The organism is Sulfuricurvum kujiense DSM 16994, from assembly GCF_000183725.1.
Taxonomy (GTDB): Bacteria; Campylobacterota; Campylobacteria; order Campylobacterales; family Sulfurimonadaceae; genus Sulfuricurvum; species Sulfuricurvum kujiense.
The window spans coordinates 177,771-202,102 of the sequence record NC_014762.1 but is presented as its reverse complement, the minus strand read 5'-3'; the positions used below and the strand labels follow the sequence as shown (position 1 = coordinate 202,102).

The 24,332-nt window shown below is 43.3% G+C and carries 39 protein-coding genes; 10 read left to right on the top strand and 29 right to left on the bottom strand.

What is annotated here, in order from left to right; all coding sequences use genetic code 11:
• Positions 1-2: 2 nt before the first annotated feature.
• Genes secY through rpsJ form a run of 21 tightly spaced genes read right to left on the bottom strand, consistent with a single transcriptional unit; the run spans position 3 to position 9,624 of the window.
• Positions 3-1,265, bottom strand: a complete 1,263-nt coding sequence (gene secY / locus SULKU_RS01075; RefSeq protein WP_013459073.1) for a preprotein translocase subunit SecY — start codon at positions 1,263-1,265, stop codon at positions 3-5.
• Complete coding sequence (gene rplO / locus SULKU_RS01070; RefSeq protein ID WP_013459072.1) at positions 1,265-1,663, bottom strand: 50S ribosomal protein L15; 399 nt, start codon at positions 1,661-1,663, stop codon at positions 1,265-1,267. Before rplO ends, secY begins: the two co-directional genes overlap by 1 nt.
• A gap of 3 nt (positions 1,664-1,666) precedes the next feature.
• On the bottom strand, positions 1,667-2,110 hold the full coding sequence (gene rpsE, locus SULKU_RS01065; RefSeq protein ID WP_013459071.1) for a 30S ribosomal protein S5: 444 nt from the start codon (positions 2,108-2,110) through the stop codon (positions 1,667-1,669).
• A 9-nt stretch (positions 2,111-2,119) separates the two neighbouring features.
• Positions 2,120-2,476, bottom strand: a complete 357-nt coding sequence (gene rplR, locus SULKU_RS01060) for a 50S ribosomal protein L18 (RefSeq protein WP_013459070.1) — start codon at positions 2,474-2,476, stop codon at positions 2,120-2,122.
• 11 nt (positions 2,477-2,487) lie between these two features.
• Complete coding sequence (gene rplF / locus SULKU_RS01055) at positions 2,488-3,024, bottom strand: 50S ribosomal protein L6 (protein ID WP_013459069.1); 537 nt, start codon at positions 3,022-3,024, stop codon at positions 2,488-2,490.
• 9 nt (positions 3,025-3,033) lie between these two features.
• Complete coding sequence (gene rpsH, locus SULKU_RS01050) at positions 3,034-3,429, bottom strand: 30S ribosomal protein S8 (RefSeq protein ID WP_013459068.1); 396 nt, start codon at positions 3,427-3,429, stop codon at positions 3,034-3,036.
• A 42-nt stretch (positions 3,430-3,471) separates the two neighbouring features.
• Positions 3,472-3,657: a type Z 30S ribosomal protein S14 gene (locus SULKU_RS01045; RefSeq protein WP_041666707.1), complete on the bottom strand. Its 186-nt coding sequence runs from the start codon at positions 3,655-3,657 to the stop codon at positions 3,472-3,474.
• The gene (gene rplE, locus SULKU_RS01040) at positions 3,657-4,202 is read right to left on the bottom strand and encodes a 50S ribosomal protein L5 (protein WP_013459066.1); all 546 of its coding nucleotides are present in this window, start codon (positions 4,200-4,202) and stop codon (positions 3,657-3,659) included. The genes SULKU_RS01045 and rplE overlap by 1 nt, the downstream gene beginning before the upstream one ends.
• Positions 4,203-4,204: 2 nt before the next feature.
• Positions 4,205-4,435, bottom strand: coding sequence for a 50S ribosomal protein L24 (gene rplX, locus SULKU_RS01035; RefSeq protein WP_013459065.1), 231 nt, complete (start codon positions 4,433-4,435; stop codon positions 4,205-4,207).
• The gene (rplN, locus tag SULKU_RS01030; RefSeq protein ID WP_013459064.1) at positions 4,435-4,803 is read right to left on the bottom strand and encodes a 50S ribosomal protein L14; all 369 of its coding nucleotides are present in this window, start codon (positions 4,801-4,803) and stop codon (positions 4,435-4,437) included. Before rplN ends, rplX begins: the two co-directional genes overlap by 1 nt.
• Complete coding sequence (rpsQ, locus tag SULKU_RS01025; RefSeq protein WP_013459063.1) at positions 4,800-5,051, bottom strand: 30S ribosomal protein S17; 252 nt, start codon at positions 5,049-5,051, stop codon at positions 4,800-4,802. The genes rplN and rpsQ overlap by 4 nt, the downstream gene beginning before the upstream one ends.
• Before the next feature lie 10 nt (positions 5,052-5,061).
• A complete protein-coding gene (gene rpmC, locus SULKU_RS01020) occupies positions 5,062-5,247 on the bottom strand; it encodes a 50S ribosomal protein L29 (RefSeq protein WP_013459062.1) in 186 nt (61 codons plus the stop codon).
• Positions 5,234-5,659, bottom strand: coding sequence for a 50S ribosomal protein L16 (rplP, locus tag SULKU_RS01015; protein WP_013459061.1), 426 nt, complete (start codon positions 5,657-5,659; stop codon positions 5,234-5,236). Before rplP ends, rpmC begins: the two co-directional genes overlap by 14 nt.
• Positions 5,660-5,661: 2 nt before the next feature.
• Positions 5,662-6,372: a 30S ribosomal protein S3 gene (rpsC, locus tag SULKU_RS01010; protein WP_013459060.1), complete on the bottom strand. Its 711-nt coding sequence runs from the start codon at positions 6,370-6,372 to the stop codon at positions 5,662-5,664.
• A gap of 2 nt (positions 6,373-6,374) precedes the next feature.
• Positions 6,375-6,692: a 50S ribosomal protein L22 gene (gene rplV, locus SULKU_RS01005; protein ID WP_013459059.1), complete on the bottom strand. Its 318-nt coding sequence runs from the start codon at positions 6,690-6,692 to the stop codon at positions 6,375-6,377.
• A gap of 9 nt (positions 6,693-6,701) precedes the next feature.
• Positions 6,702-6,983 carry a 30S ribosomal protein S19 gene (gene rpsS, locus SULKU_RS01000; protein WP_013459058.1) on the bottom strand — a complete coding sequence of 94 codons (282 nt, stop codon included), beginning with the start codon at positions 6,981-6,983 and terminating at the stop codon, positions 6,702-6,704.
• Positions 6,984-6,985: 2 nt separating this feature from the next.
• The gene (gene rplB, locus SULKU_RS00995) at positions 6,986-7,831 is read right to left on the bottom strand and encodes a 50S ribosomal protein L2 (protein ID WP_013459057.1); all 846 of its coding nucleotides are present in this window, start codon (positions 7,829-7,831) and stop codon (positions 6,986-6,988) included.
• Between the two features lies 1 nt (position 7,832).
• A complete protein-coding gene (locus SULKU_RS00990) occupies positions 7,833-8,114 on the bottom strand; it encodes a 50S ribosomal protein L23 (protein WP_013459056.1) in 282 nt (93 codons plus the stop codon).
• 1 nt (position 8,115) lies between these two features.
• Positions 8,116-8,730, bottom strand: a complete 615-nt coding sequence (gene rplD, locus SULKU_RS00985; RefSeq protein WP_151174213.1) for a 50S ribosomal protein L4 — start codon at positions 8,728-8,730, stop codon at positions 8,116-8,118.
• On the bottom strand, positions 8,727-9,302 hold the full coding sequence (gene rplC, locus SULKU_RS00980) for a 50S ribosomal protein L3 (RefSeq protein WP_013459054.1): 576 nt from the start codon (positions 9,300-9,302) through the stop codon (positions 8,727-8,729). The genes rplD and rplC overlap by 4 nt, the downstream gene beginning before the upstream one ends.
• 10 nt (positions 9,303-9,312) lie before the next feature.
• Complete coding sequence (rpsJ, locus tag SULKU_RS00975) at positions 9,313-9,624, bottom strand: 30S ribosomal protein S10 (RefSeq protein ID WP_013459053.1); 312 nt, start codon at positions 9,622-9,624, stop codon at positions 9,313-9,315.
• 173 nt (positions 9,625-9,797) lie between these two features.
• Here rpsJ and SULKU_RS00970 point away from each other — a divergent pair, with 173 nt between their 5' ends.
• The gene (locus tag SULKU_RS00970) at positions 9,798-10,865 is read left to right on the top strand and encodes an ATP-binding protein (protein ID WP_013459052.1); all 1,068 of its coding nucleotides are present in this window, start codon (positions 9,798-9,800) and stop codon (positions 10,863-10,865) included.
• Here the strand turns inward: SULKU_RS00970 and SULKU_RS14175 are convergent.
• On the bottom strand, positions 10,862-11,530 hold the full coding sequence (locus SULKU_RS14175) for a TIGR04219 family outer membrane beta-barrel protein (RefSeq protein WP_013459051.1): 669 nt from the start codon (positions 11,528-11,530) through the stop codon (positions 10,862-10,864). The two genes, SULKU_RS00970 and SULKU_RS14175, sit on opposite strands and share 4 nt — an antisense overlap.
• Positions 11,531-11,615: 85 nt before the next feature.
• Here SULKU_RS14175 and SULKU_RS00960 point away from each other — a divergent pair, with 85 nt between their 5' ends.
• Both SULKU_RS00960 and SULKU_RS00955 read left to right on the top strand, forming a co-directional pair.
• Positions 11,616-12,164 (top strand): ribonuclease HII, encoded by a 549-nt coding sequence (locus tag SULKU_RS00960; protein ID WP_013459050.1) that lies wholly within the window; start codon positions 11,616-11,618, stop codon positions 12,162-12,164.
• Between the two features lie 35 nt (positions 12,165-12,199).
• Positions 12,200-12,433, top strand: coding sequence for a hypothetical protein (locus tag SULKU_RS00955; RefSeq protein WP_013459049.1), 234 nt, complete (start codon positions 12,200-12,202; stop codon positions 12,431-12,433).
• A gap of 33 nt (positions 12,434-12,466) precedes the next feature.
• Here the strand turns inward: SULKU_RS00955 and SULKU_RS14170 are convergent, their stop codons facing one another.
• Both SULKU_RS14170 and SULKU_RS00945 read right to left on the bottom strand, forming a co-directional pair.
• Positions 12,467-13,570: an OmpA family protein gene (locus SULKU_RS14170; protein WP_013459048.1), complete on the bottom strand. Its 1,104-nt coding sequence runs from the start codon at positions 13,568-13,570 to the stop codon at positions 12,467-12,469.
• A 76-nt stretch (positions 13,571-13,646) separates the two neighbouring features.
• Positions 13,647-13,979 (bottom strand): hypothetical protein, encoded by a 333-nt coding sequence (locus SULKU_RS00945; protein ID WP_013459047.1) that lies wholly within the window; start codon positions 13,977-13,979, stop codon positions 13,647-13,649.
• 73 nt (positions 13,980-14,052) lie between these two features.
• On the opposite strand from SULKU_RS00945, the gene SULKU_RS00940 reads away from it, so the two are divergent.
• A complete protein-coding gene (locus tag SULKU_RS00940; protein ID WP_013459046.1) occupies positions 14,053-15,000 on the top strand; it encodes an NAD(P)-binding domain-containing protein in 948 nt (315 codons plus the stop codon).
• Positions 15,001-15,012: 12 nt separating this feature from the next.
• Here SULKU_RS00940 and SULKU_RS00935 read toward each other — a convergent pair whose 3' ends face one another.
• The 5 genes from SULKU_RS00935 to SULKU_RS00915 form a co-directional block, all read right to left on the bottom strand.
• Positions 15,013-15,366, bottom strand: coding sequence for an AMMECR1 domain-containing protein (locus tag SULKU_RS00935; RefSeq protein ID WP_013459045.1), 354 nt, complete (start codon positions 15,364-15,366; stop codon positions 15,013-15,015).
• Positions 15,367-15,407: 41 nt separating this feature from the next.
• A complete protein-coding gene (locus SULKU_RS00930; RefSeq protein WP_013459044.1) occupies positions 15,408-16,256 on the bottom strand; it encodes a biotin synthase in 849 nt (282 codons plus the stop codon).
• A 3-nt stretch (positions 16,257-16,259) separates the two neighbouring features.
• Positions 16,260-16,775, bottom strand: coding sequence for a metallophosphoesterase family protein (locus SULKU_RS00925; RefSeq protein ID WP_013459043.1), 516 nt, complete (start codon positions 16,773-16,775; stop codon positions 16,260-16,262).
• Entirely contained in the window at positions 16,772-18,994 is a 2,223-nt protein-coding gene (gene topA / locus SULKU_RS00920; RefSeq protein WP_013459042.1) for a type I DNA topoisomerase, read from the bottom strand. Before topA ends, SULKU_RS00925 begins: the two co-directional genes overlap by 4 nt.
• 86 nt (positions 18,995-19,080) lie before the next feature.
• Entirely contained in the window at positions 19,081-19,626 is a 546-nt protein-coding gene (locus SULKU_RS00915; RefSeq protein WP_013459041.1) for a YcbK family protein, read from the bottom strand.
• Positions 19,627-19,791: 165 nt separating this feature from the next.
• On the opposite strand from SULKU_RS00915, the gene SULKU_RS00910 reads away from it, so the two are divergent.
• The 6 genes from SULKU_RS00910 to SULKU_RS00885 all read left to right on the top strand — a co-directional run bounded on the left by SULKU_RS00910 (position 19,792) and on the right by SULKU_RS00885 (position 24,260).
• Complete coding sequence (locus SULKU_RS00910; RefSeq protein WP_013459040.1) at positions 19,792-20,181, top strand: hypothetical protein; 390 nt, start codon at positions 19,792-19,794, stop codon at positions 20,179-20,181.
• Positions 20,181-21,626 (top strand): type II secretion system protein GspD, encoded by a 1,446-nt coding sequence (locus tag SULKU_RS00905; RefSeq protein ID WP_013459039.1) that lies wholly within the window; start codon positions 20,181-20,183, stop codon positions 21,624-21,626. The genes SULKU_RS00910 and SULKU_RS00905 overlap by 1 nt, the downstream gene beginning before the upstream one ends.
• Before the next feature lie 2 nt (positions 21,627-21,628).
• A complete protein-coding gene (locus tag SULKU_RS00900) occupies positions 21,629-22,423 on the top strand; it encodes a hypothetical protein (RefSeq protein WP_013459038.1) in 795 nt (264 codons plus the stop codon).
• On the top strand, positions 22,410-22,853 hold the full coding sequence (locus SULKU_RS00895; protein ID WP_013459037.1) for a hypothetical protein: 444 nt from the start codon (positions 22,410-22,412) through the stop codon (positions 22,851-22,853). The genes SULKU_RS00900 and SULKU_RS00895 overlap by 14 nt, the downstream gene beginning before the upstream one ends.
• 42 nt (positions 22,854-22,895) lie before the next feature.
• The gene (locus SULKU_RS00890) at positions 22,896-23,498 is read left to right on the top strand and encodes a type II secretion system protein (protein WP_013459036.1); all 603 of its coding nucleotides are present in this window, start codon (positions 22,896-22,898) and stop codon (positions 23,496-23,498) included.
• 156 nt (positions 23,499-23,654) lie between these two features.
• Positions 23,655-24,260 carry a type IV pilin protein gene (locus tag SULKU_RS00885; RefSeq protein WP_013459035.1) on the top strand — a complete coding sequence of 202 codons (606 nt, stop codon included), beginning with the start codon at positions 23,655-23,657 and terminating at the stop codon, positions 24,258-24,260.
• Positions 24,261-24,332 lie beyond the last annotated feature (72 nt).

Here is a 24,332-nt window from a genome sequence, read left to right as displayed (position 1 = left end):
TGTTACAGGCCAACCGCGCTGAGGGTTTGATATTTAGACATGTACACTTGCGCTTCAATACGACGCATCGTATCCAGTGCAACCTGAACAACGATCAAAACCGCCGTCCCTCCGAAGAAGAACGGTACTCCCATCGCTTTAACGATAACCCACGGCAATGTTGCGATCAATCCGAGATAAATAGCCCCGGTAATCGTCAAACGTCCCGCCGTGTCATTCAAAAACTCTTTCGTTGATTCACCCGGTCTAACACCAGGGATAAATCCGCCTTGACGTTTAAGATTCTCTGAAATATCTTTTGCATTGAACACGATTGACGCATAGAAAAACGCAAAAAATACAACAAATAGAAATGTCAAAAAGTTAAAGAAATAATGGTTCGGGTTAAGTACGTCTGCAATCGCTTGAACCGTCGGATTAGTGCTCGAAGACATAACAGTCATCGGGAACATCAAAATAGCCGAAGCGAAAATAACCGGAATAACCCCTGAAAGATTCACTTTGACCGGAATGTAGTTCATAACCCGTTTATTTTGATTTTGCATCATCGTCTTTTTCGCATAGGTAACCGGTATACGGCGTTCTCCAAGCTCAACATAGATGATGACCAAAATCGTTGCAATAATAAGGGCAATAATTCCAAGTAACGACAAGAATCCCATCGCTCCGGTATTTACCATTGTTACTGCTTGCGAAATCGCACTCGGAATTGCCGAAACAATCCCCGCAAAAATGATTAACGACACACCGTTCCCGATTCCGCTTTGCGTAATCTGCTCACCGATCCACATCAACAACATTGTCCCCGCAAGCATCGAAACGACTGCCAACGTTACAAATGTACTGTGATCGACCAAAATAGCGCTCGCGCCGTCTTGTCCGGTCATGCTTTGCAGTCCGACGCTCACTCCGATTGCCTGAACAATCGTAATCACTATCGTTGCATAACGGATAATTTGCATGTATTTAACCATACCGTCACGCTCTTTTTTCATTTGCGCTAAGTTAGGGAAAGTCGCTGCTAAAAGTTCCATGATGATAGATGCGGTGATATAAGGCATGATACCCAGAGAGATGATCGAGAGACGTTCTACGGCGTTACCGCTGAACATATTGAATAGACCTAACGCGTCAGCTTGATGAGAGTTAAAAAATGAAGCGATAACGGCTGTGTCAACACCCGGTACCGGCACGTATGCCAGTAGACGGTAGATGAAAAGAAAACCGATCGTAATTAAGATCTTGTTTACAAGTTGTTGGTTCATTAGTTACCAGTTGTTGTAACGTTTTCATCTTTGATTTTAGATGCTAAATCTTTAGCGCTTGCGCCAACAAGTTTAACGCTGACAACCGATTTTGCCAATCGGTGTACACTACGGATGGTTTCCATAGTGATTTCCGAAAGTGCGGCAATCTCTTTTACTTTTTCAACATTGATTGTTGTCGGTTTAACAACACGTGATGTAAAACCGAATTTCGGCAAACGGCGAGCAAGTGGTTGTTGTCCACCCTCAAAGTTACGTTTTTCATTGTAACCTTTACGCGCTTTTTGACCTTTGTGACCTTTACCGGCAGTTTTACCCTGACCGCTTCCTTGACCACGTCCAAGACGTTTTTTGCTGTGGGTAGAACCCTCAGCAGGAGTAAGGTTTTCTAATGCCATCGCTTATCCTTTAATACGTGATAGTGCATCGATTGTTGCACGTACCACGGTGTTTGGATTGTTAGAACCCAAAGACTTCGTCAAAATGTCTTGGATTCCCGCAAGCTCAAGTACCGGACGGGTAGCGCCACCGGCGATAACCCCTGTACCTTCTGATGCAGGTTTAAGCAAGATACGACTCGCGTTATATTTAACTTCGATGTCATGAGCAATGGTAGTACCTTTGATCTTAACTTCTGTCAAATTTTTGAACGCTTCGTCGACCGCTTTACGGATAGCGTCTGGAACTTCTTTCGCTTTTCCGACTCCGTAACCTACGGTTCCTTTTTTATTTCCTACAACGACTAGAGCGGTAAAACGAAAACGTCTACCACCCTTTACAACTTTAGTTACACGACCGATGTTTACAATCGCTTCTGAAAATTCTTCTCTGTTAATCGCTTGCATCATCAGCCCTTAAAACTTGATTTCATTTGCACGAAGTGCTTCGGCAAACGCTTTTACAACACCGTGATACAAAAATCCGTTACGATCGAACGTAACTTCACTGATCCCGGCATCTTTGAGGTTTTTAGCAAATACTGCCGCCGCTTTTTCAGCATCGGCTTTGTTCGCTTTAAGACCCAAAGTTTTTGAGTGTACTGCTGCTAATGTTACCGCTGCTTCATCATTGATCGCTTGCGCGCTGATGTAGCGGTTTGAGCGGAAAATAGAAACACGCGGCAATGACGCGCATCCAGAAATTTTAGAGCGAATACGGCGCTTACGCTGAAGACGTTTTGCCGATTTGTTTTTAAGTGTTTTACCTGTCATTTCATCGCTCCTTATTTCTTAGATGTCTTACCGGCTTTACGCAGGATAGTCTCATCAGAATATTTAACACCTTTACCTTTGTACGGCTCAGGTGGACGGAATGATCGGATCTCAGCAGCGATTTGACCAACTTGTTGTTTGTCTGCACCTTTGATGCTGATAACGTTTTTCTCAACTGCCATTGAAATTCCGGCTGGAATATCGTAGTTGATATCATGACTGAAACCGAGTTGAAGATTCAATACATTCCCGTTAACCGCTGCACGATAACCAACCCCGTTGATTTCCAGTTTTTTCTCAAAACCGGTAGTCAAACCTGTAATGATGTTTGCTGCCAATGCACGGTATGTGCCCCAGAAAGCGCGATCAGTACGTTGATCAGAATTTGTGCTAAACGTCAAAGTATTACCGTCAAGCGCTACACCGCAGTTACCAAGAGTATCCAAGGTCTGTGTTGTTGCACCTTTGGTAAATGTCAATACAGTTCCCTCAAGCGTTGCTTTTACATCAGCAGGGATAGAAATAGGAAGTTTTCCAATACGTGACATCTTATCTCCTTACCAAATTGTACAAAGGACTTCTCCGCCTACGCCAAGCTCGAATGCTTTATCGTTAGGAAGAACCCCTTTAGAACTGCTGACAATGATGGTACCGTAACCGTTTTTGAAACGTTTTAGTTCATCTTTACCTTTGTAAACACGACGTCCCGGTTTAGAGACACGTTTTACTTCATTAATAACCGTACGACCTTTTTCGTCGTATTTCAATACTACATTGATTGTTTTTTTAACGCCGTCTTCAACAACGTTAAAGCTCTCGATGTAGCCTTTGTCTGCCAAAATGGCAACCACAGCTTCTACAACTTTAGAGTGTACCAATGTTGTAGAATCTAAACGACGCATAGCCGCATTACGGATACGAGTCAACGAATCCGCGATCAAATCATTAATCATTTATATTTCCTTATCTTAGTCGTAAGCAGTATCGAGCCGGAATTACCAGCTTGACTTTCTAACGCCTGGGATCAACCCTTCGTTTGCCATTTTACGGAAGCAAACGCGACAAATTCCAAAATCACTGATGACAGAGTGCGGACGACCGCAGATCTGACAACGAGTATAAGCACGAACTGCGAACTTAGGTGTACGCGCCGCTTTAGCGATCATTGACTTCTTAGCCATTATTCTCTCCCTTTAGCAAACGGCATACCGAGCATTTCAAGAAGCTTGAACGCATCTTTGTCAGCTGTTGCAGATGTAACCACAGTGATGTTCATCCCGTGGATTTGCATAATTGAATCGTAATCAACTTCCGGGAAAATCAACTGTTCGGTAATACCGAAGTTGTAGTTACCGCGACCGTCAAAACCGTTACGTGGAATACCACGGAAGTCTTTAACACGCGGAAGTGATACAGAGATCAATTTGTCCATGAAATCATACATTTGAGCACCGCGTAGTGTCACTTTAACACCGACCGGCATCCCTTCACGTACTTTAAATCCCGCAACTGATTTGCGAGCATTAACAACCATCGCACGTTGACCGGCAATGTTGCTGATCGTGTCTTGGATGTTTTGGATCAATTTATTGTCTTTCATGGCAAAACCACAACCGACAGAGATGATCACTTTTTCCAAAGCAGGAACTTGCATTACGTTTGCAATCCCTAAAGTTGTTTGAAGCTCTGGTTTAAGAGCCAAATATTTATCTTTTAGTCGTGCCATGATTATGCCTCTACTTTGCGGACATTCGATGCATCGATCGGCATCTCTTTGTTCAAAAATCCGCCTTGTGGATTTTGTTCGCTAGGTTTGATTGCTTTTTTAGCAACACGGCAACCTTTAACGATTACTTTGTTTTTCTTAGGCATAACTTGAAGCAATTCTGCTTTAGTCCCTTTATCGTCACCGGCGATTACTTCAACGATATCGCCTTTTTTGAAATTAAATTTTGCCATCATACAACCTCTGGAGCAAGTGATACGATTTTCATGAATCCAGCATAACGAACTTCACGGCTTACTGGTCCGAAAATACGTGTACCGATCGGCTCACGTTTTTTATCAAGGATTACGGCTGCATTTTCGTCGAAACGGATAAGTGAACCGTTTTCACGGTGAACTTCTTTTTTCGTACGTACAACAACTGCTGTAACAACTTGACCTTTTTTGATCTTACCGGTTGGAGCCGCTTTTTTAACAGAAGCGATGATAACATCACCTACTGTTGCATAACGACGTTTTGAACCGCCAAGAACCTTGATACACATAAGCTCTTTAGCTCCTGTGTTATCGGCTACCGCTAAACGAGTAAAACTTTGAATCATGCATTCACTCCTTTAACAAGAGTTTTAAGACGAAACGATTTGCTTTTTGAAAGTGGGCGGCACTCGATCGCGATCACTTCATCACCAATGTTAAGTTGGTTGTTTTCGTCATGAATCATATATTTTTTGAAACGTTTTACCGTTTTGTGGTAACGCGGATGCATAACACGGCGCTCAACAACGATAGTTGCTGTTTTTTCGCCGGCCTTAGTCACTACGATACCTTGAATTTCACGTTTATGTGTCATAGCTTAGCCCTTACTTCACTGCGTTCATAGCAGTGTTAATGCGTGCAATGTCTTTCTTTGCCGTGCGAAGTTCGCTCGTGTTAGTCAATTGCATCATTTTTTGCTTAATTTTCAAAGTGAAAAGCTCAATCTTTTTCTCTTTGAGCATCCCTTGAAGTTCAGCAGCTGTTTTGCCGTTCAAATCAGTATATTTCATTGCTCATCTCCGCAGTTACAATTTTGGTTTTGAACGGAAGTTTTTGCATCGCAAGCGATAATGCTTCACGCGCAAGAGTCTCTTCAACACCACCCATTTCAAAAATGATACGGCCTGGTTTGATGTTCATTACCCATTGGTCAACAGAACCTTTACCTTTACCCATACGCACTTCAAGTGGTTTGGCAGTCAATGGTTTAGCCGGGAACACACGGATCCAGATTTTACCTTGACGTTTGATATGACGGTTTGCTGCAATACGAGCCGCTTCGATTTGGCGAGAGTTGATACGTCCCGCTTCCGTTGCCTTGAATCCGATTGAACCGAAATCAAGTTTGTTGGCATTCGTAGCGTAACCGCGGTTACGCCCTTTCATCATTTTACGATATTTCGTACGTTTAGGCATCAACATGATTAGTTAGCCTTTCGTCGTGGACGACGTTGTTGATCTTCGCCACGCTCTTCTTTAGATTCTTTTGCTTCTGGTTGAATTCCTTTAGTGAGAACCTCACCTTTGAAAATCCAAACTTTGATACCGATTACACCGTAAGTGGTGTGCGCTTCAGCAAAACCGTAATCGATTTTTGCACGAAGTGTATGCAACGGTACGCGACCTTCAAGGTACCACTCAGTACGAGCGATCTCAGCACCGCCAAGACGGCCGGCAACTGAAACTTTAATACCTTTAGCCCCTGCACGTTGTGCATTTTGCATAACTTTTTTCATCGCGCGGCGGAACGCTACACGTTTTTCTAGTTGAGTCGCAACGTTTTCTGCAACGAGTTGTGCAGAAGCTTGTGCTTTTTTCTCTTCTTTGATGTTAACTGCTACCGGTTTACCGATAAGGTTTTGAAGAGATTCTTTGATTTTTTCAATGTCAGAACCTTTCTTACCGATGATGATACCCGGACGAGCCGCAATGATAGTAACGCGAAGACGTTTCGCAGTACGCTCGATTACGATGTTGCTCACACCGGCGTAGTAGAGTTCTTTTTTCAAATAGGTACGGATTTTATGGTCTTCGCCAAGTGAAACCGCAGCCGTTTTAAAGTTAGGGAACCAGCGAGATTCCCAGTTGCGGTTGATACCGAGACGAAGTCCGATAGGATTAACTTTATGACCCATAATTATTTACCCTCTACTTCTACCAAAATGTGTGCTGTCGGTTTACGGATACCAGAAGCCGTACCACGTGCACGTTGAGTGAAACGTTTAAGTACAGGACCGTTATCTACACGGCATGATTTAATAACACAATCTTGTGCATCAATACCGCTGTTAGCTACTGCTGACGCAACCACTTTAGCGATAATTTTTGCCGCTTTGTTTGGAGTGAACTCCAATGCAGCCATTGCTTGCTCTGCATTCATACCTTGAACTTCGCGAGCGATCAAACGAGATTTAGTCGGAGATACGCGAACGAATTTTAATAGTGCTCTTGCCATATCTCTTCCTTATTTCCCGATTTTCTTTTGTACAGAACCTTTATGGCCCTTAAATGTACGTGTTGGTGCAAATTCACCAAGTTTGTAACCAATGTGGTTTTCCGTTACGAAAACAGGTACAAACTGACGGCCATTGTGAACGTTAAACGTTAAACCGATCATGTCTGGCAAAACAACGCTTCGGCGTGACCAGGTTTTGATAGGTTTGTTGCTTTTCGTCTCTTTGGCAGCAATCACTTTTTTCATAAGGTGTCCATCAACAAATGGTCCTTTTTTTACTGATCTAGCCATGATTAGCCTACCCTTTTAGCATTTGGTTTACGGCGAGTAATAATCAATTTATCACTTGCTTTCTTCTTACGTGTTTTAGCACCTTTAGTCGGTTTACCCCACGGAGTAACCGGGTGACGTCCTGAATTCGTTTTACCTTCACCACCACCATGCGGGTGATCGATAGGGTTCATCGCAGAACCACGCGTTTGAGGACGGATACCCATATGACGAGTACGACCTGCTTTACCAAGGACGATGTTGATGTACTCTTCGTTACCGACAGTACCGACAGTCGCCATACATTCACCCAATACATAACGCATTTCACTTGACGGAAGACGAAGAGAAACGTATTTCCCCTCACGACCCATGATTTGCGCAGATGTTCCGGCTGAACGGACGATTTGTCCACCTTTGCCCGGTTTAAGTTCGATATTGTGAACGGTTGTCCCCACAGGGATGTTCATCAATTTCATCGCGTTACCCGCTTTAATGTCCAAACCGCTCTCAGCAGCAGCAACAACATCACCGACTACCAAACCTTTTGGTTGGAGGATGTAACGTTTGTCACCGTCTACATAGTTGATAAGAGCGATACGGCAGTTACGGTACGGATCGTATTCGATTGCTGCAACAGTTCCGTTTACACCGAACTTGTTACGTTTGAAATCGATGATACGGTAAAGCTTTTTAGCTCCCGCTTCTTTATGACGTGATGTGATACGACCGTTGTTGTTACGCCCAGCAGCTGCCGGAAGTTTGATCAACAATGAACGAACAGACGCTTTTGCCGTGATATCCGAGTTGTCAACGTTAGTATAGAAACGTCGGCTCGGGGTTGTAGGTTTATAGGTTTTGATCGCCATATTACACCGCCAAACTATCGATTTGTGCGCCTTCTGGCAATTTCACATAGAACTTTTTAAAGTCGTTTTGTTTACCAGCAAGACCACGGAAACGTTTTACTTTTCCGTCTTGATTTAGTGAGTTTACGCGAGCCGGAACGATTCCGAAATACTCTCTAAACACCTCTTTAAGAGCGTTCTTTGTCATACGTGGAGACGTTTGAACAACGATTACACCCTCTTCTTGAAGACCAAGAGTCTTCTCTGTATACAGGATTGATTTGATATCAGTAATATCTGCCATCTTAGCTCTCTTTAGTCAGATTTTCCCATACCGCTTTTTCGATAACCACCGAACGGTATGTCGCAGCCAAAAAGGCGTTGAGTTCATTCTCTTCTACAACATACGTAGAAGAAATGTTGCGGAATGCAAGATAGGTATTCTCATCGAGAATCTTTTTCACCAACAATGCGTCACGTACGTTCAATTTGTCAAACAATACTTTTGCATCTTTTGTTTTACCGCTTGGAACTTCGATCGTATCAACGATGAACAATTTCCCAGCTTGAGCCAAAGCATCCAACGCACATTTAAGCGCTAGTTTCTTTTGCTTTTTATTGATTTTTTGATCGTAGTTACGACCAGTGTTCGGCCCGTGTGCAATCGCACCGCCAACAAAGATAGGTGAACGGCGTGAACCAGCACGTGCGCCACCTTTACCTTTTTGAGCCCATGGTTTTTTACCACCACCGCTAATCATTGATCGAGTTTTAGCCGATGCCGTATTAGCACGGATACTCGCTTGATACGATTTAACGTACAAGTAGAGGTTATGTGGGTTGATACCGCTAAAGCTCTCTGGCAATGCTGCTTCTGAGGCTTTTTCGAATTTTTCGTTCAGTACAATCGCGCTCATTATTTAACAACCTTTACTCGACCTAGTGCACCGTTTGCTCCTGGGATAGAACCCACAACAACCAATACACCGTTTTCTGCGTCGTATGACATTACTTCATTTTTTACAGTAACTTGCTCGTCACCGTATTGACCTGACATTTTGCGCCCTTTTTGGACTTTACCAGGCCATTCGCGGTTACCGATAGATCCACCGGTACGGTGGAAACGGTGACCGTGTGCGCCAGGTCCGCCGGCAAAGTTCCAGCGTTTCATAACACCGGTAAAACCGCGACCTTTTGTGTTGAAAGACGATTTAACCGTAGTCGCGTTTGCCAAAGGAGCCATATCCAAATCACCAGCTTCGGTGTTTGCAACTTCCAATGTTGCGAATTTGTTGAATTCAGCAGAAAGATTATATTTCTTTTGTTGACCTTCAACCGGTTTGTTCGTCGATTTGCCTTGGCTATACGCTACAAGCGCAACGCCGTCGTTCACTTCACAAACTTTGATCTCTTTTACTTTTAAAAGAGTTACAACTTTGCTCGGAACGCTGATAGTTCGGCTCATGCCGATTTTTTCTACAATGTATTCCACACCCTACTCCTTACTTGTCCATAGAGCGAACTTCTACGTCCACTTCCGGAGCCAAGTCAAGCTTCATCAACGAATCAACTGTATCTGGCGTAGCCGACACGATGTCGATCAAACGTGCATGCATTCGAATCTCAAATTGCTCACGAGAGTCTTTATTGACGTGCGGAGATTTAAGAACCGTATACTTGCGAATCTTGGTTGGCAAAGGGATCGGACCGCGGATTTCCGCACCCGTTCGCTTTACAGCTTCAACAATAGAGGCAACTGAACGATCAAGTACACGATGATCGTATGCTCTAAGTTTCAAACGAATTTTTTCCATAATGTTTTCCTTAGATAAAAGAACTCGTCAGTCAATGCTGACTATATAAGGCGCCGAAATTATACCGACATACCCCTATTAGGTCAAGGATTTTAGGGGCAAAAAACGGTTTTGTCTATAAATTTGCTTCCTTTTAATAAGGAAGCTATATTTTTTAGGGTAAGATTCTAACTATGAACACTTTATTAGATGAGTACTATCGCTACGATTTGCATAACGCCGGATTTATAGAACGTAAATATACGATCGGCGATGAAAATACCCTGATTTATGGAATTACACAGTCAGGCAAAACGTCTTTGATCAAAAATCATCTCCTGTCGTATAAGAAATCGACCTATCTGTATCTCGATTGCCGAGATGTACGACTCGACACAAATGATCTCAACCGATCACTGAAAAACTTTTGCCGAGAAAATAAAATTTCTATCCTTGCCCTCGATAACTATAATGAGGAGATAGAGCTGTTTGATATGGATCAAATCATCCTCTCATCCGACAAAATGCTCCCGATTCCCTTTCATACAGTGCAGCTTGAACTACTCGATTACGAGGAATTTCTTGCTTTTGAAACCAAATTTGATTCGACGGCACTCAACCATTTTTTTCAACTCGGCGGTTTTCCCGCTATGCACCGCATTCCCAGCGAAGAGAGAGTCTTGTATCTGCAAAACACCCTCAAAAACACGTTGGAGCCCATCGAGTTCTCTATTCTTGCGCAAGCTTCCAAAATGGTGACGCAGAAAGTTTCCGCATTCAATCTGTACGAACGGCTCAAAGGGGAGCGCAAAATATCCAAAGACAAACTTTATCTCCATCTGCAGTCGATGTATGATAGAGGTTATCTAAAAAGTTTGGAGAAGTTCAATCATCCGAGCGCCGTCAAAAAACTCTACCTGTGTGATATCGCCATTAAACATGCCCTCGTAACTCAAAAACATTTCGGACGACTTTTTGAAAATCTTGTTTTCTCGGAACTGGATAAACATCATATCGAATGCTATTATGACGAGGGGATAGATTTTTACCTTCCTCATAGACGGCAAATCATTATCGCTTCACCGTTTGCGAATGAACATGCATTATTTAAAAAAGTAGAAGCGCTGGAAGCTTTTATCGTATCGAACCGCATACGAGAAGTAATTGTAGTAACTATGAATTTAGAAAGTACCCTCTCTCACCCGGTATCACGTATTGAGATGATCCCGTTTGAAATGTGGGCATTGGGAGATGACGCTTAGAAACGGTAATTAAATCCGACAAACGGTCCTTTAAAAGTAACGTCACTGTTCAAATCAAAATGATCCGAAACTTTAAGCGATTCGTAGCGGTATCCCGCCTGAGCGCCTAACCCTGCTCCTATCTTCCAAACCAGCTTAATTCGTGCATCCGTTAAAGAATCCCCGTTATATCCGACATATTTTACACTCCCTTCCATCCCTATCGGAGAATACGGCGGAGTTAGTGCAACCCCCAGATATCCCATCGGTATAACTTCATTCAGACTCTCATTAATAGTACCTTCGACCGTAGCATCTAACACTTTGAAACTGACCCCAAAATCAATCTCGACTGCATTGTCAAGAATCTCATAATACGGGGTAATATCCGTCTGAGTCACTGAAACTTTGCTACTGCCGCCGATCCCGTCTGAACCGCTAAAACTCGTTTTAGGTGTAAAATCTATGCGAACATTAGGGATTACAGGAACTGGATGTTCTACAAACAGTCCTATCTGGTAGCCTGACTCGTCATTATTTCCAAAACGGGTATGGGTATTTTTATAATCAAAATCCCCGCTTGCGCTCGGTGTATAATAATCTGCCTCTGCACCGAATCCTAAAATAGTTGCCGCAGATGCGCTAACCGATACCAAACATAACACTAAAATAGATGCTCTAAACATTGCAAATGCCTTTTTTCAGAATGATACCCAATTTCCTATAAGGGCATGCGCTACAATATCGATTACATTACTTTTTGGAAAAACGATGCAGCTATGCGGAATCGATGAAGCGGGGCGCGGCCCTTTGGCAGGTCCACTGACTATTGCCGGAGTTATTTTAAATAATCCTATCGAAGGATTGAATGATTCTAAAAAACTCACAGAAAAAAAAAGAGAATCACTGTATGAGCTAATCTGTGAGAATTCCATCTATCACATTGCACGATTTGATGCGGCACAAATCGATGAACTTGGACTCTCGCAATGTTTAGCGACAGGATTACGAGAAATAATGTCGGCACTAGGAGAAGCAGACTATCTCTATGACGGTAATTCGAAATTCGGGGTAAGCGGTCTGAGGACTATGGTGAAAGCCGATGCCACAGTCCCTGAAGTGAGTGCCGCTTCAATTTTGGCCAAAGTAACACGAGACCGTGAAATGATACAACTCGCTTCGCTCTATCCCCAATACGGATTCGACGGGCATAAAGGTTATGGCTGCGCAGCCCATATAGAGGCGATCCGCCAATACGGATATTGCGAAATTCATCGTAAAACTTTTAAATTAAAAGCATTTCAACCCTCGTTATTTTAGAACCTCGTCGCTATAATGACCTAAAAAGAGCACAGATGATATCACTTACCCATATAGAAGCGGCTCTATCGGCCGTCGATGCCGAAATTAAGGCATTGCTATACAACCAATCGCTTTCGCTTACTGAAAAAGATGAAAAAATGCTGCCGTTATTGCGAGAAAGCAAGGTTCTAAAACAGGCACATGAAGATTTATGTTATTTAAGAGACAATCCGCCCAGCACTCCAAACGGATGTAAAGCGGGAAGTTATAGAAAAGAAGAAGAATAATTTCCCCCTCCTTTGATGGAGAGGAAAAGAGGTTTATTTACAAAGCTCTACTTCAATACGGCGGTTTTCCGCACGTCCTTCTTTGGTTTTGTTCGAAGCAATCGGCATTTTTTCACCCATTCCTTCAGAAGTCAAACGAGAAGAGTCAACACCGTCTTCGATAAGCATCGATTTTACTTTTGCAGCACGTTTTTCAGAAAGTTTTTGGTTATAGGCATCAGATGCGGTGCTGTCCGTATGACCTACAATATTAGCTTTATAGGCCGGACTTTCTTTTAAGAAGCTTGCAAATTCAGCGACTTTAGCCGCCCCTTCTGCATCAACTTTTGTTGAGTCCGTTGCAAAATTCAAATGAAGTGTCGCTTTCAACGGACATCCGTCTGCATCAACTTTAAACCCTTTAGGTGTGCCTGGACATTTATCCAAAGAATCGATTACCCCGTCTCCGTCACTGTCAATCGGTGCCACAGCTTTTGGAGCTGGTGCAGGAACCGGTTTTGCTTCAGCTTTTGGAGCAGGCGCGACCGCTTCAGCAACGGCCGGAGCGGCAACGGCAGCAACAGGTGCAGCTTTTTTATCAAAGCTGAATGTCAATCCCGCAAGAGCCGCTACATTATGAACTTCGCCGTTACTGCCGTCCGCAGAACCGTTACGGTTCATTTTATACATATAAAGACCCTCTAATTTAAGGGCGATACGGTCTGTGATTTCAGCCTTTAGCCCAAGACCTGCATCCAAGAGCATTCCGTCAAAATCATTCGGATGGGTATTCGTATACCATTCATACCCAACCCCTGCTTTGGCAAACGGTGTAATCGCAGTATCGGTCGGCATTTCATAAACACCGTTAAGCATCGTGGTCAATACTCCGGTTTTATCCGTTTCGCCATCCGCACGGTCACGTCCGTACAGAAGAGACAGTTCCGGCTTGATTAAATCGCATGCGTTGTTCATCTGCATCTCAAGACCGTAGAGCGCATGATTATCCACTCCGCCCATCGCACCGCGGTTGGATTGCGTGTTCTCATTTGCCGTACTGTTCCATAGGTAACCCACAACCGGAGTCACTTCATAATTGTAATCACTTGCATTGAGCAGTGTTGCAGCAAGCAAACTTGAAAATAGTAATTTCTTCATATCAAACGTCTCCTTCAGACAATTAAAGTTTAAATATTATAACTTATAATTTATTCTAAAAATTTCTAAAAAGTATTTAATTGTTTTTTTTAATGGTTTCAAATTCTGTCTGCATCGTACTGAGCATTGCAGAAATTTCCTGATTCAGCTGTGTTTCGGCAGCACCTATCCGTTCGAGATGAGTGCGCTTTAAACTTTCAAGTTTTTCAAGTGTCTCTTTAAAAAACTGCTCGTTGTCAGTCAACAAAACAATCTCCTCTTTTGGAGCCCATTTTCGTTTAACAGTGTCATTATGGCGGAACTCAAAAATAATATTCTGAGAGTTCTCAGAACTAATATATCGCGGTACCGTGTACGCAAGATAATGTTTTTTAGGATCGCCGTGGTGTCGTTGAATTACATAGTACATGCGGCAAGTATAACATAAATTGAATTTTATCGCTCTTTGTGATAAAGTATTAGAAGAGAACAAGGGAGCAAGAATGGAACATACATACGAATTAGCCATTATAGGGGCAGGCCCTGCGGGAATCGCAACGGCAATCGAAAGCTATGCTGTAGGGATGAGAGATATTATTTTGCTCGAAAAAGATGAAAATCACAACGCGACCATTCGAAAATTTTATAAAGACAACAAACGGGTCGATAAAGACTGGAAAGGACAAAAAATCGAACTTGACGGTACCATCTATTTTATGGACGGCACCAAAGAGTCGACGCTCGATTTTTTTGACCAGATGCTGGATCATGAATCGTTGGAACTTCGTACCCACACCGAAGTGCAGAAAATTGTAAAAAACGACGATGGGTTTGAGGTCTTTGTTGCCGGCGGCAGTATCCGTGCAAAATACGTAGTCGTTACCATCGGACGGATGGGAAAACCCAATAAGCCGGATTATAAAATCCCCCCCTCCATCAAAAATCAGATCCATTTTACCCTTGACGGCTGCGGATCAGGGGAGAAAATCATGGTGGTCGGGGGCGGCGATTCCGCGATCGAGTATGCGGTCGAACTGTGTGATAGAAACGAAGTCACTATCTGCTATCGCCGCGGAACATTCCGCCGGGCCAATCCGACGAATCAAGCCGATATCGATAAAGCCGTCTCTAACGGATCCGTCAGAGCATTGCTAAATACCGAGATTATAGAGCTGGAGAGTGAAAGCGGAAAAGTCAAAGTCATATTTTCCGATGACTCGAGCGAATTATTTGACCGTTTGGTTTACGCTATAGGCGGAACGACTCCGAGCGGTTTTTTGCAAAGCAGCGGCATCCGGGAAGAGGATGGCAAACCGGTTCATGACGAAAATTATCAAACCAATATCTCCGGCCTTTTCGTAGCTGGCGACATTACACAAGAGTCAGGCGGTTCAATCGCCCTGGGGCTCAATCACGGATTTGCGATCGCAAACTACATTAAATCACTTTAAATCCAAAAAGTTTTACTCTGATAAAATAGGGTCGCTCTGATGGCTTAATTCGCCCTCAGGGCTGAAAATAGTCAGGTGTATCGTGGCATGAAGGTATTCAGAGGTGACGAGCGGATCGAAATTTTCATCCTGGAAAGCGGCTGTTTTGGCATTATAGATAATGTCTTCAAGGAGTGAACGCTCGGCCGTTTGCGTTTTGGCACTCCCCCGAATTTTTGTGCCGAGATAGAGTGTTATTTGTGTCGCCATAGGTTCGGATAGTATCGGGAATTGTTCGAGAAGTTCACGTCGATTAATCGAATTCTGCCCTTGCAAGACCTCTTCGATAGAAGCTCGAGCAATGGTTAATAATACGGATTGCGACATATATTAACCCCTTTTAACTATCTAGATGGTGTTATTATAACTTACTTATCCTCAGGTGTCATAGCAATTTCAAAACCGAGATCTTGTAGCATCATCAAATCGGCATGTGCCTCTCGGCCTGCAGTCGTGAGATAATTTCCGATAACGATACTGTTGGCACCGGCTTCGAATATCTCATGCTGCCGCTCTTTAAATGTAATTTCCCGTCCTCCGGCGATCATTATACGATCCGCTTTATCCAGTATTTTTCGTGCAAGTGAAATCAGTTCCAATGACTCATCAATCGTAAGAGGACTCGGATTTAACGGCAATGCCGCATTATGATGATAAAAGTTAAGCGGGACCGATATAGGGTTGAGCTCTTTTAGGGAGTACAGCATGCTGAGGCGATCTTCCTGCGTTTCGCCCATACCGAAAATCCCCCCACTGATCAGCTTTAGACCGGAACGGTTAACATTTTCACACGTCTCATACCGCTCATCCCACGGATGCGTCGTACATACCTGTGGATAAAACTCCCGGCTGGTTTCAAGATTGTGATTATAGGCACTCACACCCGCGCGTCTCAATTCGTTCAATTGTTCAAACGACGCCGTACCGTTGCAGGCGATAAGACGTAAGCGGGGAACTTCACGTTTGAGTGTCGAAGCGACGTTGCAAACAAAATCGAGCGTTTTGTCATCCAGCCCTTTTTGAGCCGTCACGAGACAAAAGCCTAATGCCCCGAGTGCTTCAAGACGTCGGGCCTCTTCCAAAATCTGCTCCATGGGCTTTTGACGGTAACGCTCAATGTCAGCTTTATATTTAACGCTCTGGCTGCAAAACTTGCAATCTTCGTTACATGTTCCGCTGTTGATATTACAGATGGAGCAAAGAAAAATCTTTTTCATAAATTACGCTCTTTCAAAAGTATAGTGGCGCTCTTCGAAATATTCACTCTCTAGCGCACGGGAATAGTGAGTCACTTTCAGTTCATTATCCGTTATCTCAAGCATAGCACAGCTTGAATAAGGTTTATCACGCGCGCATGCCTCTCCGGGATTTAAAAACAATGTACGGTTTTTAAAATCACATTCAAATACATGGGTATGGCCGAAGATGATCACTTCCGCATCGGCATTCATGTAAAACGGCAGATGCATCAGTTTGAAATTTACTCCGCCAAGTTTAAAATAATGGGGTTCCTGAACAAGATTATATCGGGTGTGATATTCAATCAAATTAGCATCATTATTCCCATACACCGCGACATAACGCAGCCCGCTGCTTTTCAGCTGATCGAGAATTTCGGGCTTGACGATATCCCCTGCATGGATCAAAAACTCCGCACCCTGAGCTTTTAAATGATCAATTACCTTTTGTGAACGCCCTTTTTTAGTATGAGTGTCGGAGAGCAATCCGATTTTCATTCACCGGCTTCCTCGCGAGGCGTACGATCTTTACATTTAACACACTCATACACTTCTTTATTGCGATACGTTCGCGGTGCCAGTGCTCCGCCGCATCCCGGGACTTCACATTTTTTATCACTTGGTTCAAATTTGGAGATAAATTTACATTTCGGATAATGTTCACACCCCCAAAATGCACCGCGCCGCGATTGTCTCCACAGTAGCTTTCCGCCGCATTCCGGACACGGAACTTGTGAGAATTTCGTTTCCTGATTGAGCGTTTTGGTATTTTTACATTTCGGATAGCCGCTGCACGCCAAAAACTTTCCGTTACGGCCGTTTTTAACCACCATCGCGCTGCCGCATTTATCACATACCTCTTCACTCACCTCATCAGGGGTTGCGGGATTCTCTTTTTGATTCTCTTCGGTCTGCTCCGTGTATTTACACTTCGGAAACCCGCTGCAGGCAATAAACTCACCGAAACGGCCCGAGCGGAGCAACAATTCGCTTCCGCACTGCGGACAGTTTCGTCCGAGCGGTTTCGCCATTTTGAGACTAACAATGTTGCTTTTACCCGCATCAATTTTCTCGATGAACGGATAGTAAAAATCGAGCAAAATTTTGTGCCACGATTTGCCGCTCTCACTGATCTCATCAAGGGTCTCTTCCATAGTCGCGGTAAAAGAGGCATCGACAATCTCATTAAAATGATTCTCCAGCATCTCCGTAACGGTAAAAGCGATCTCAGTCGGCATGATCGCACGCTTTTCGATCTCGATGTAGTTACGCGCTTGAAGCGTGCTTATCGTCGGTGCATACGTCGATGGACGGCCGATCCCTTCAGACTCGAGCTTTTTAATCAGACTCGCTTCCGAATAGCGTGCCGGCGGCTCGGTAAAATGCTGCTCAGGCGTAACGGTTTGTATCTCGATCGAATCTCCGGTCGTAAGTGACGGGAGGAGTTTGTCTTTGTCATCACTTCCGGTTACACGGTAAAATCCGTCAAACAAAAGCTTTCGACCTGTCGCTCGAAACTGTGCTTTTGCCGATTCAAACGTAATACTTTGCTGTTCAAAGCGTGCATCGTTCATCTGACATGCCAAAAAGCGATTGTAGATGAGACGATAAAGTTTGATCTCATCAGGTTTAAGATAGGTAGCCGCAACTTCCGGGGTAAAGCCAAGCATAGTCGGGCGGATCGCTTCATGCGCCTCTTGTGCCCCTTTGGATTTTTTCGTATAAACTTTCGCTTCTTTGGGAAGATACTCTTTGCCGTAACGGGTCAAAATCACTTCGCGTGCCGCCTCAACCGCTTCGGTTGCAAGATTGAGTGAATCGGTACGCATGTAGGTGATAACCCCGCTGGTCCCCTCAGGAGTTTTAACCCCCTCGTACAGCGCTTGAGCCACCATCATCGTCTTTTTCGGAGAAAATCCAAGCTGTGAGCTGGCCGTTTGCTGCAAAGTAGACGTCATAAACGGCGGCGGTGTAGAGCTTTTGCGCTCTTTGGTCTCAATCTCGCCGACTTTAAAACTTTCACCTTTCAGAGTCTCAACAATCCGAGCAGCCTCATCACCCGTTTTGATAGTGAGTTTATCAATTTTCTCATTCTCAAAGTTGACAAGTGCGGCTTCGATATCTTTTTTGAAAAGGGTATCGATCGTCCAATACTCTTCCGGAATGAAAGCACGGATTTCTCTTTCTCTATCGACAACGATTTTAAGGGTAGAGGATTGTACCCGTCCGGCAGACAACCCTTTTTGGATTTTATTAGCCAAAAGCGGAGAGAGCTTATACCCTACAATCCGGTCCAATAACCGGCGGGCTTGCTGTGCATTGACACGATCCATATCGATCGTACGCGGCGTTTCGAGTGCATGGATAATCGCATTTTTAGTAATCTCATGAAATACGATACGCGGAAGCGATGAGGGGTCTTTATCAATAGCATGGGCAATATGCCATCCGATAGCCTCTCCCTCACGGTCCTCATCGGTCGCGATATAGATCGTATCGCTTTTTTTAGCCAATTCTTGAATCTGTTTGACGGTCGCGGTGCTGTCTTCACTGATGCGATATTCGGCAATTATTTTTTCGTCATCGATTTTAATACCGAAACGGTTTTTTGGGAGGTCGCGAATATGACCTTTAGAGGCAATTACCTCGTAATCTTTAGAGAGAAAGTTTTTGATGGTCTTGGCTTTGGCCGGAGACTCGACAATGATGAGTTTCAAAAGAATGAATCCTATATATTATGGATGAATTTTGAAAGTGTAACAAAAAAAGGTCAAAATAAAGCAATATTTTTAAAGTAAAACCTCTAACCTCTCCATGCCCGTTCTCTCCACGTATCTACATGGACGAAGGTCGGGTATATTCCTATTCCGGCTCCGCCGCACATCCTAAGCAGCCTCGCTAAATAATCTGCAGGAATGCCTTCGATTTTTATATCGGCAGCTTTGCCGTACAAATGCATCGAATTAAAGGCTGCTCCCTCCGTTATACTATTCGTGTGTTCCGTACGATAACCGGATGTCAGAATAATAGGGCGATTAATATGATTGCTTGACAGCCATTGTTGGGCTTTTGTCAAAATCAAAAATAAATTCGGATCCATTCTTACAGCTACTCCGGCACGAACATCGGCAAAAACACGGCATAAATCATCATAGCCGTTTTCTTCTATTTTGCCATCGCGAATAAACGGAATTTTATAGGAAGTACCGTTGCGGATAACACTGAGAATTTCGTCTTTCTCTTTATTATCGGCAAAAAGCGATGTTGAAGCCGATAAAGCTATCACATTTTTTATAAATGTTCTTCTCGACGGATTCAAGAGCGGAGATTCTAATCGTTTGATTTCCATGAATAAAAACTCTTTTTGCTTTCTACAATATTAATAAACATACTCATAAGCAAATTACAGTCCATCTTCTTCAAAAATCAAACCTACATAAGATAAAGATATATTTTATAAACTTGGTACGCTTCTTGCTTTTTATCGTCAAATAATCTCTATGAAAGTGGCGATATGAACTATTTTTGGTCATTTCTTTTTCTTGCACTATCGCTAAATGCGGCCTATAACCCGTTTTTCCGTGAACCTGTAAAGCCGAAGAAAGCTCCTGTAGCAACATCAGATGCACGTCCTATGCCTCTGCCGCCACTGTTAGCGCCCCCTTCATTACCGTCTAAAACGGAATTTGATCTTTCTCAACTCATCTATAACTGTTTTTTAGAGACCAATAAAGGGAAATTCATACTTCTTAAAATTGGAGAGAACACCGTTGTTCTAAAAGAGGGAGACCCTTTTTATGCAAACAACCACAAATATTTTATCCGCAATATCACCAGCAATTATATCACTGTTGATGATGCCGGTCGAATCCAAACCATCTATTTCACGACAGGAGCAAATTAATGCGTTCAATTATACTTGCTGCCGTACTTTTAGGATTAACCGGGTGTAGTGTCGCGACTAAACAAGAAACTCTGACACCGGAAATGCATCTCAAAGAACTCGATAACCCTACCACTCAGATTCAGCGTTCCGAGCCAGCGGTTCAGGTTGTGGAAGTAAAGGCGGATAATTTCCATATCGAACCGCAAATTATCCCCGATAAAGAGATCATCAAACGGGCAAAAATCATGGGAGCGGAATTAAGCGACGTTATTGCATTGCTGACCGAAGCAACCAACGAGAATGTTGTATTTCAACTTCAGGCAGAATCGGTCAATTCAAATAAATTCAGCACCTCTTCCTCAGCCAACGGGGCTTCTAATAATGAATACACAGGCAAAAATGATTATTTGCTTACGGAAACCACCATCAATCTTTCGGCATCCAATATCTCTTTTGGAAAAATACTACAAAAAACGGTGGGAGACAAACTTAGTATTCTTTATGATGACAACACTTTCTATCTAGGGAATTTACGTACGGTAACTCTTAAAATTCCTTCCATTAACGGTCTGCCGGAAATACTAAAAGCAAGCATTACTTCGATGGGTGCAAGCAATGTCACGACAGATGCTATTACCTCTTCCGTCAGTTTTTCGGCACGCGAAAAAGAGTATAGCGATATCATGAAATATCTTGAGATACTCCGCAACAATCTCTATGTTATCGAGTATGAAATTTCTATTTACGATGTTGAGCTCAAAGACAACTATGCGCTAGGGATTGACTGGAGTCTTGTTCCGAGTCTCGCAAAAGACGGTCTCAGTTTTGTCGCTTCGGCAACAGGAAGTTTGGGCTCTGCCGGTGCCTCAGCCGTCCCTCTCACCTTCGGAATGATCATGAAAAATGACACCTATAACGGGAAAGCACTTGTCAATGCACTCGAAAACTTCGGAAAAGTCGAAAGCGTTCAAAGACCGAAGCTTCTCGGACTTGCAGGAACTAATGTTAAACTGACCGACGGAGTTGAAGCCCCTTATATCAGCGGTATTCAAAATACGTCTGTGGGCAACGGAACCGCTCAAGTTTCTACTACCAGCGCAACCGCACTGAGCGGATTAGAGATCAATCTTAAATCCAATATGCTCGATGGCACCGTCATCACCGATATCGGACTTAAAATTAACGACATCGTCGGCTATACCTCTTTTGAAGTGAACGGCAATAAATTTTCTCAGCCGCAAACCGTCACCAAAGCAATCAATAACACCATGCGGGTCCAACCGGGAGTACCCATTGTTATTTCAGGTCTTTTCCGCAACAAAAGCGATAAAGGCTGGAACGGGTTGCCAGGCCTTGGTGACAGCGCGGCAGGCGTTGTAGGTGGAGCACGCCATACCTCTAATACGAAAAGCGAAATGGTAATCGTCGTTACCCCTCGCGTAATCAAATATGTGATGAAATAGCCATGGCAATCTTTACAGCAGGATCTATCAGTTTAACCAATGATATCAGCAATATCCGCACGCAGGTCTACAACTATGCGCGTCAGGATCTTGATTCTTCAGCGGTCAAAGTTTCATTACGAAAGCACTCGGAGGGGATCAACTATATCGCATTTCTTCCGAAAGAGAAGCTCGTTTATGAAAACATCCTTCTCCTTGCTTCAAAGAACCAAGGAAAAAGTGTGATCATTTTTGAACTGGACTATAAAAATGTCGGTGTAGTCGTCGAAGACGACAAAATTATTGATTATATCCTCGATAAACCCGAAGATTTTGCGACAGAACGCGGTTATGGAACTCTTTATGCTGATAACACGAAAGGGGATAAGCTTGTCTCTATCAATCTGGATAAGGAGCGGAAAGATACCTGGGTCGGAAGCTTTTTGCTGGCGTGTACCATCGTAGTAACCTCAGGAATTTTGTATGCCGGATACGGCTATCTCAATGCGACTGAAATTAACATAACCAACAGAGATACACTCGTTAAAGAGTACAAAGAGCTGGTGACTAAAAATTGCCAAACCTCGTTTGCAATGACCAAAAAAGTAGATATTGTCCATGAATTGGAAAAAATTGAAAATCTTACGAAAGAGACGGAGTCCACCCTTCAGCAGATAAGCTATCAAAACGATAGCTTATGTGCTGAGGTGGTGACACCAAACCTCAACGCTTTTGTCAGGTTGTTACCACCGGAAGCGAAAATTATAAAGGAAGACGTTGCTCAGGGCATCGTGCAATATTGTAATGAAAAAATATAGTCTCTTGGGTCTATTTGTTGTTATTTTATTAACAATTTTAGTCTCAACATACTTTTATTTTCTCGATATTGTATACGAAGACAAAACGGTAGCCGAAGAGGTAAAAACCTTTAGTGCTTTAAAAACTGCCGTTGAGCAGCCAGTTGCTGTGTACGCAGAACAAGATGTTCTGCGTACTAAAAATGATCAATACGACGCTATGCTCCAGGAATTGGGGATGGACGCCGAAGTAAAGATCGACCAAAAAAAATTAACTATTCAAGGAGGCATTCATGACACCTATTCATACCTACTATTGAAACGGCTCTTGGATGTTGTCAAAAATGATGACGTTGAATTAGTCAGCAGCTGCATCGGTCAAGGATGCACGGGGGATGAATTCGGATTTTCAATCACAATTCGTCCCTATGTGTTAAAGATTCCACAATAAAAAAAACCGATCTTAAAACAAGATCACAAAAAAGGATACACAATGAAACAGTACACAGGAATGAGAAAAGGTATCTCTCTTATTGAGATGATTGTTGCCGTTATTTTATTTGGAGTTCTCTCCGCTATCGGAGTTAAATACTATAAAAACTTCTTTAATACGGAGTTAACGGCTAAAAAAGCACGTGTAGCGGCACTTTTGGATCAAGCATCACAAATGTCGAATGCGTATGACGCATACATTGTACAAGTGGGTTCAATCGCGAACCTTGATACCAACCTTACCCAGCTTGATGACGCGAACGTTTCGATCCTTAGCCGTCTTCCAATCGCTATTACCGAATTGGCTTCAGGAAATGTGGACGGCACCGGCGGTTGGGAATTGAACAAAACTACCGGTATTTCTGGTACAACAGGTATCGCACTTCAATACAAACTGGATAAAAATGCTACCGGACGCTTGAACACTTCAGATGATGAGCAATATTGTGCGATTATTAACCATGAGTTCAATGCAAGTATCGAATACAATGCGTCTAATGCAACCGTATTCCCTGTTAGTGCAACAAGTGCTTACCAACGTTTCGGACAAGTATTCTGCTGGAACAACGGAACACACCTTACGCTCTTCGTAGTTAAACCTTAATAAGAGTCGGCGCTACGCCGCTCTTTACTCTTTTCCACCCCCTCTTAGAGGGAGGAGTGGAATTTCATCCCCTCTTTTTTTCTTTTCATTAAACAATCCCCAAAAACAACCGATATGGTATTCATCTTTACTTTCAGACAAAAGGGGTACATAATTATGCGTAATATCTACAAAAGTCATCGAAAAGGTATCTCTCTCATTGAGATGATTATTGCTGTTATCTTATTTGGAGTTCTCTCCGCTATCGGGGTTAAATACTACAAAAACTTTTTTAATACGGACTTGACGGCTAAAAAAGCACGTGTAGCGGCACTTTTGGATCAAGCGGCACAAATGTCGAATGCGTATGACGCATACATTGCGCAAGTAGGTTCGGTCGCAAGCCTTGATATCAACCTTACCGAACTCGATGACGCGAACGTTTCGATCCTTAGCCGCCTTCCGGTAGCTATTACGGAATTGGCCTCAGGAAATGCGGACGGCACCGGCGGCTGGGAATTAAACAACACTACCGGCATTGCGGGGACAAGCGGAATCGCGCTTCAGTACAAACTGGATAAAAATGCTACCGGACGCTTGAACACTTCAGATGATGAGCAATATTGTGCGATTATCAACCATGAGTTCAATGCAAGTGTCGAATACAATGCGTCTAATGCAACTGCATTCCATACCAATCCAACCATCGCGTATCAAAATTTAGGTCCGGTATTCTGCTGGAACAACGGATCGCACCTAACACTCTTTATAGTTAAACCTTAACAAGAGGCGGCGCACTGCGCCGTTTTTGACTTTTTTCCCCAATCAATATTAAACGATTAGGAAAAAAAGCCG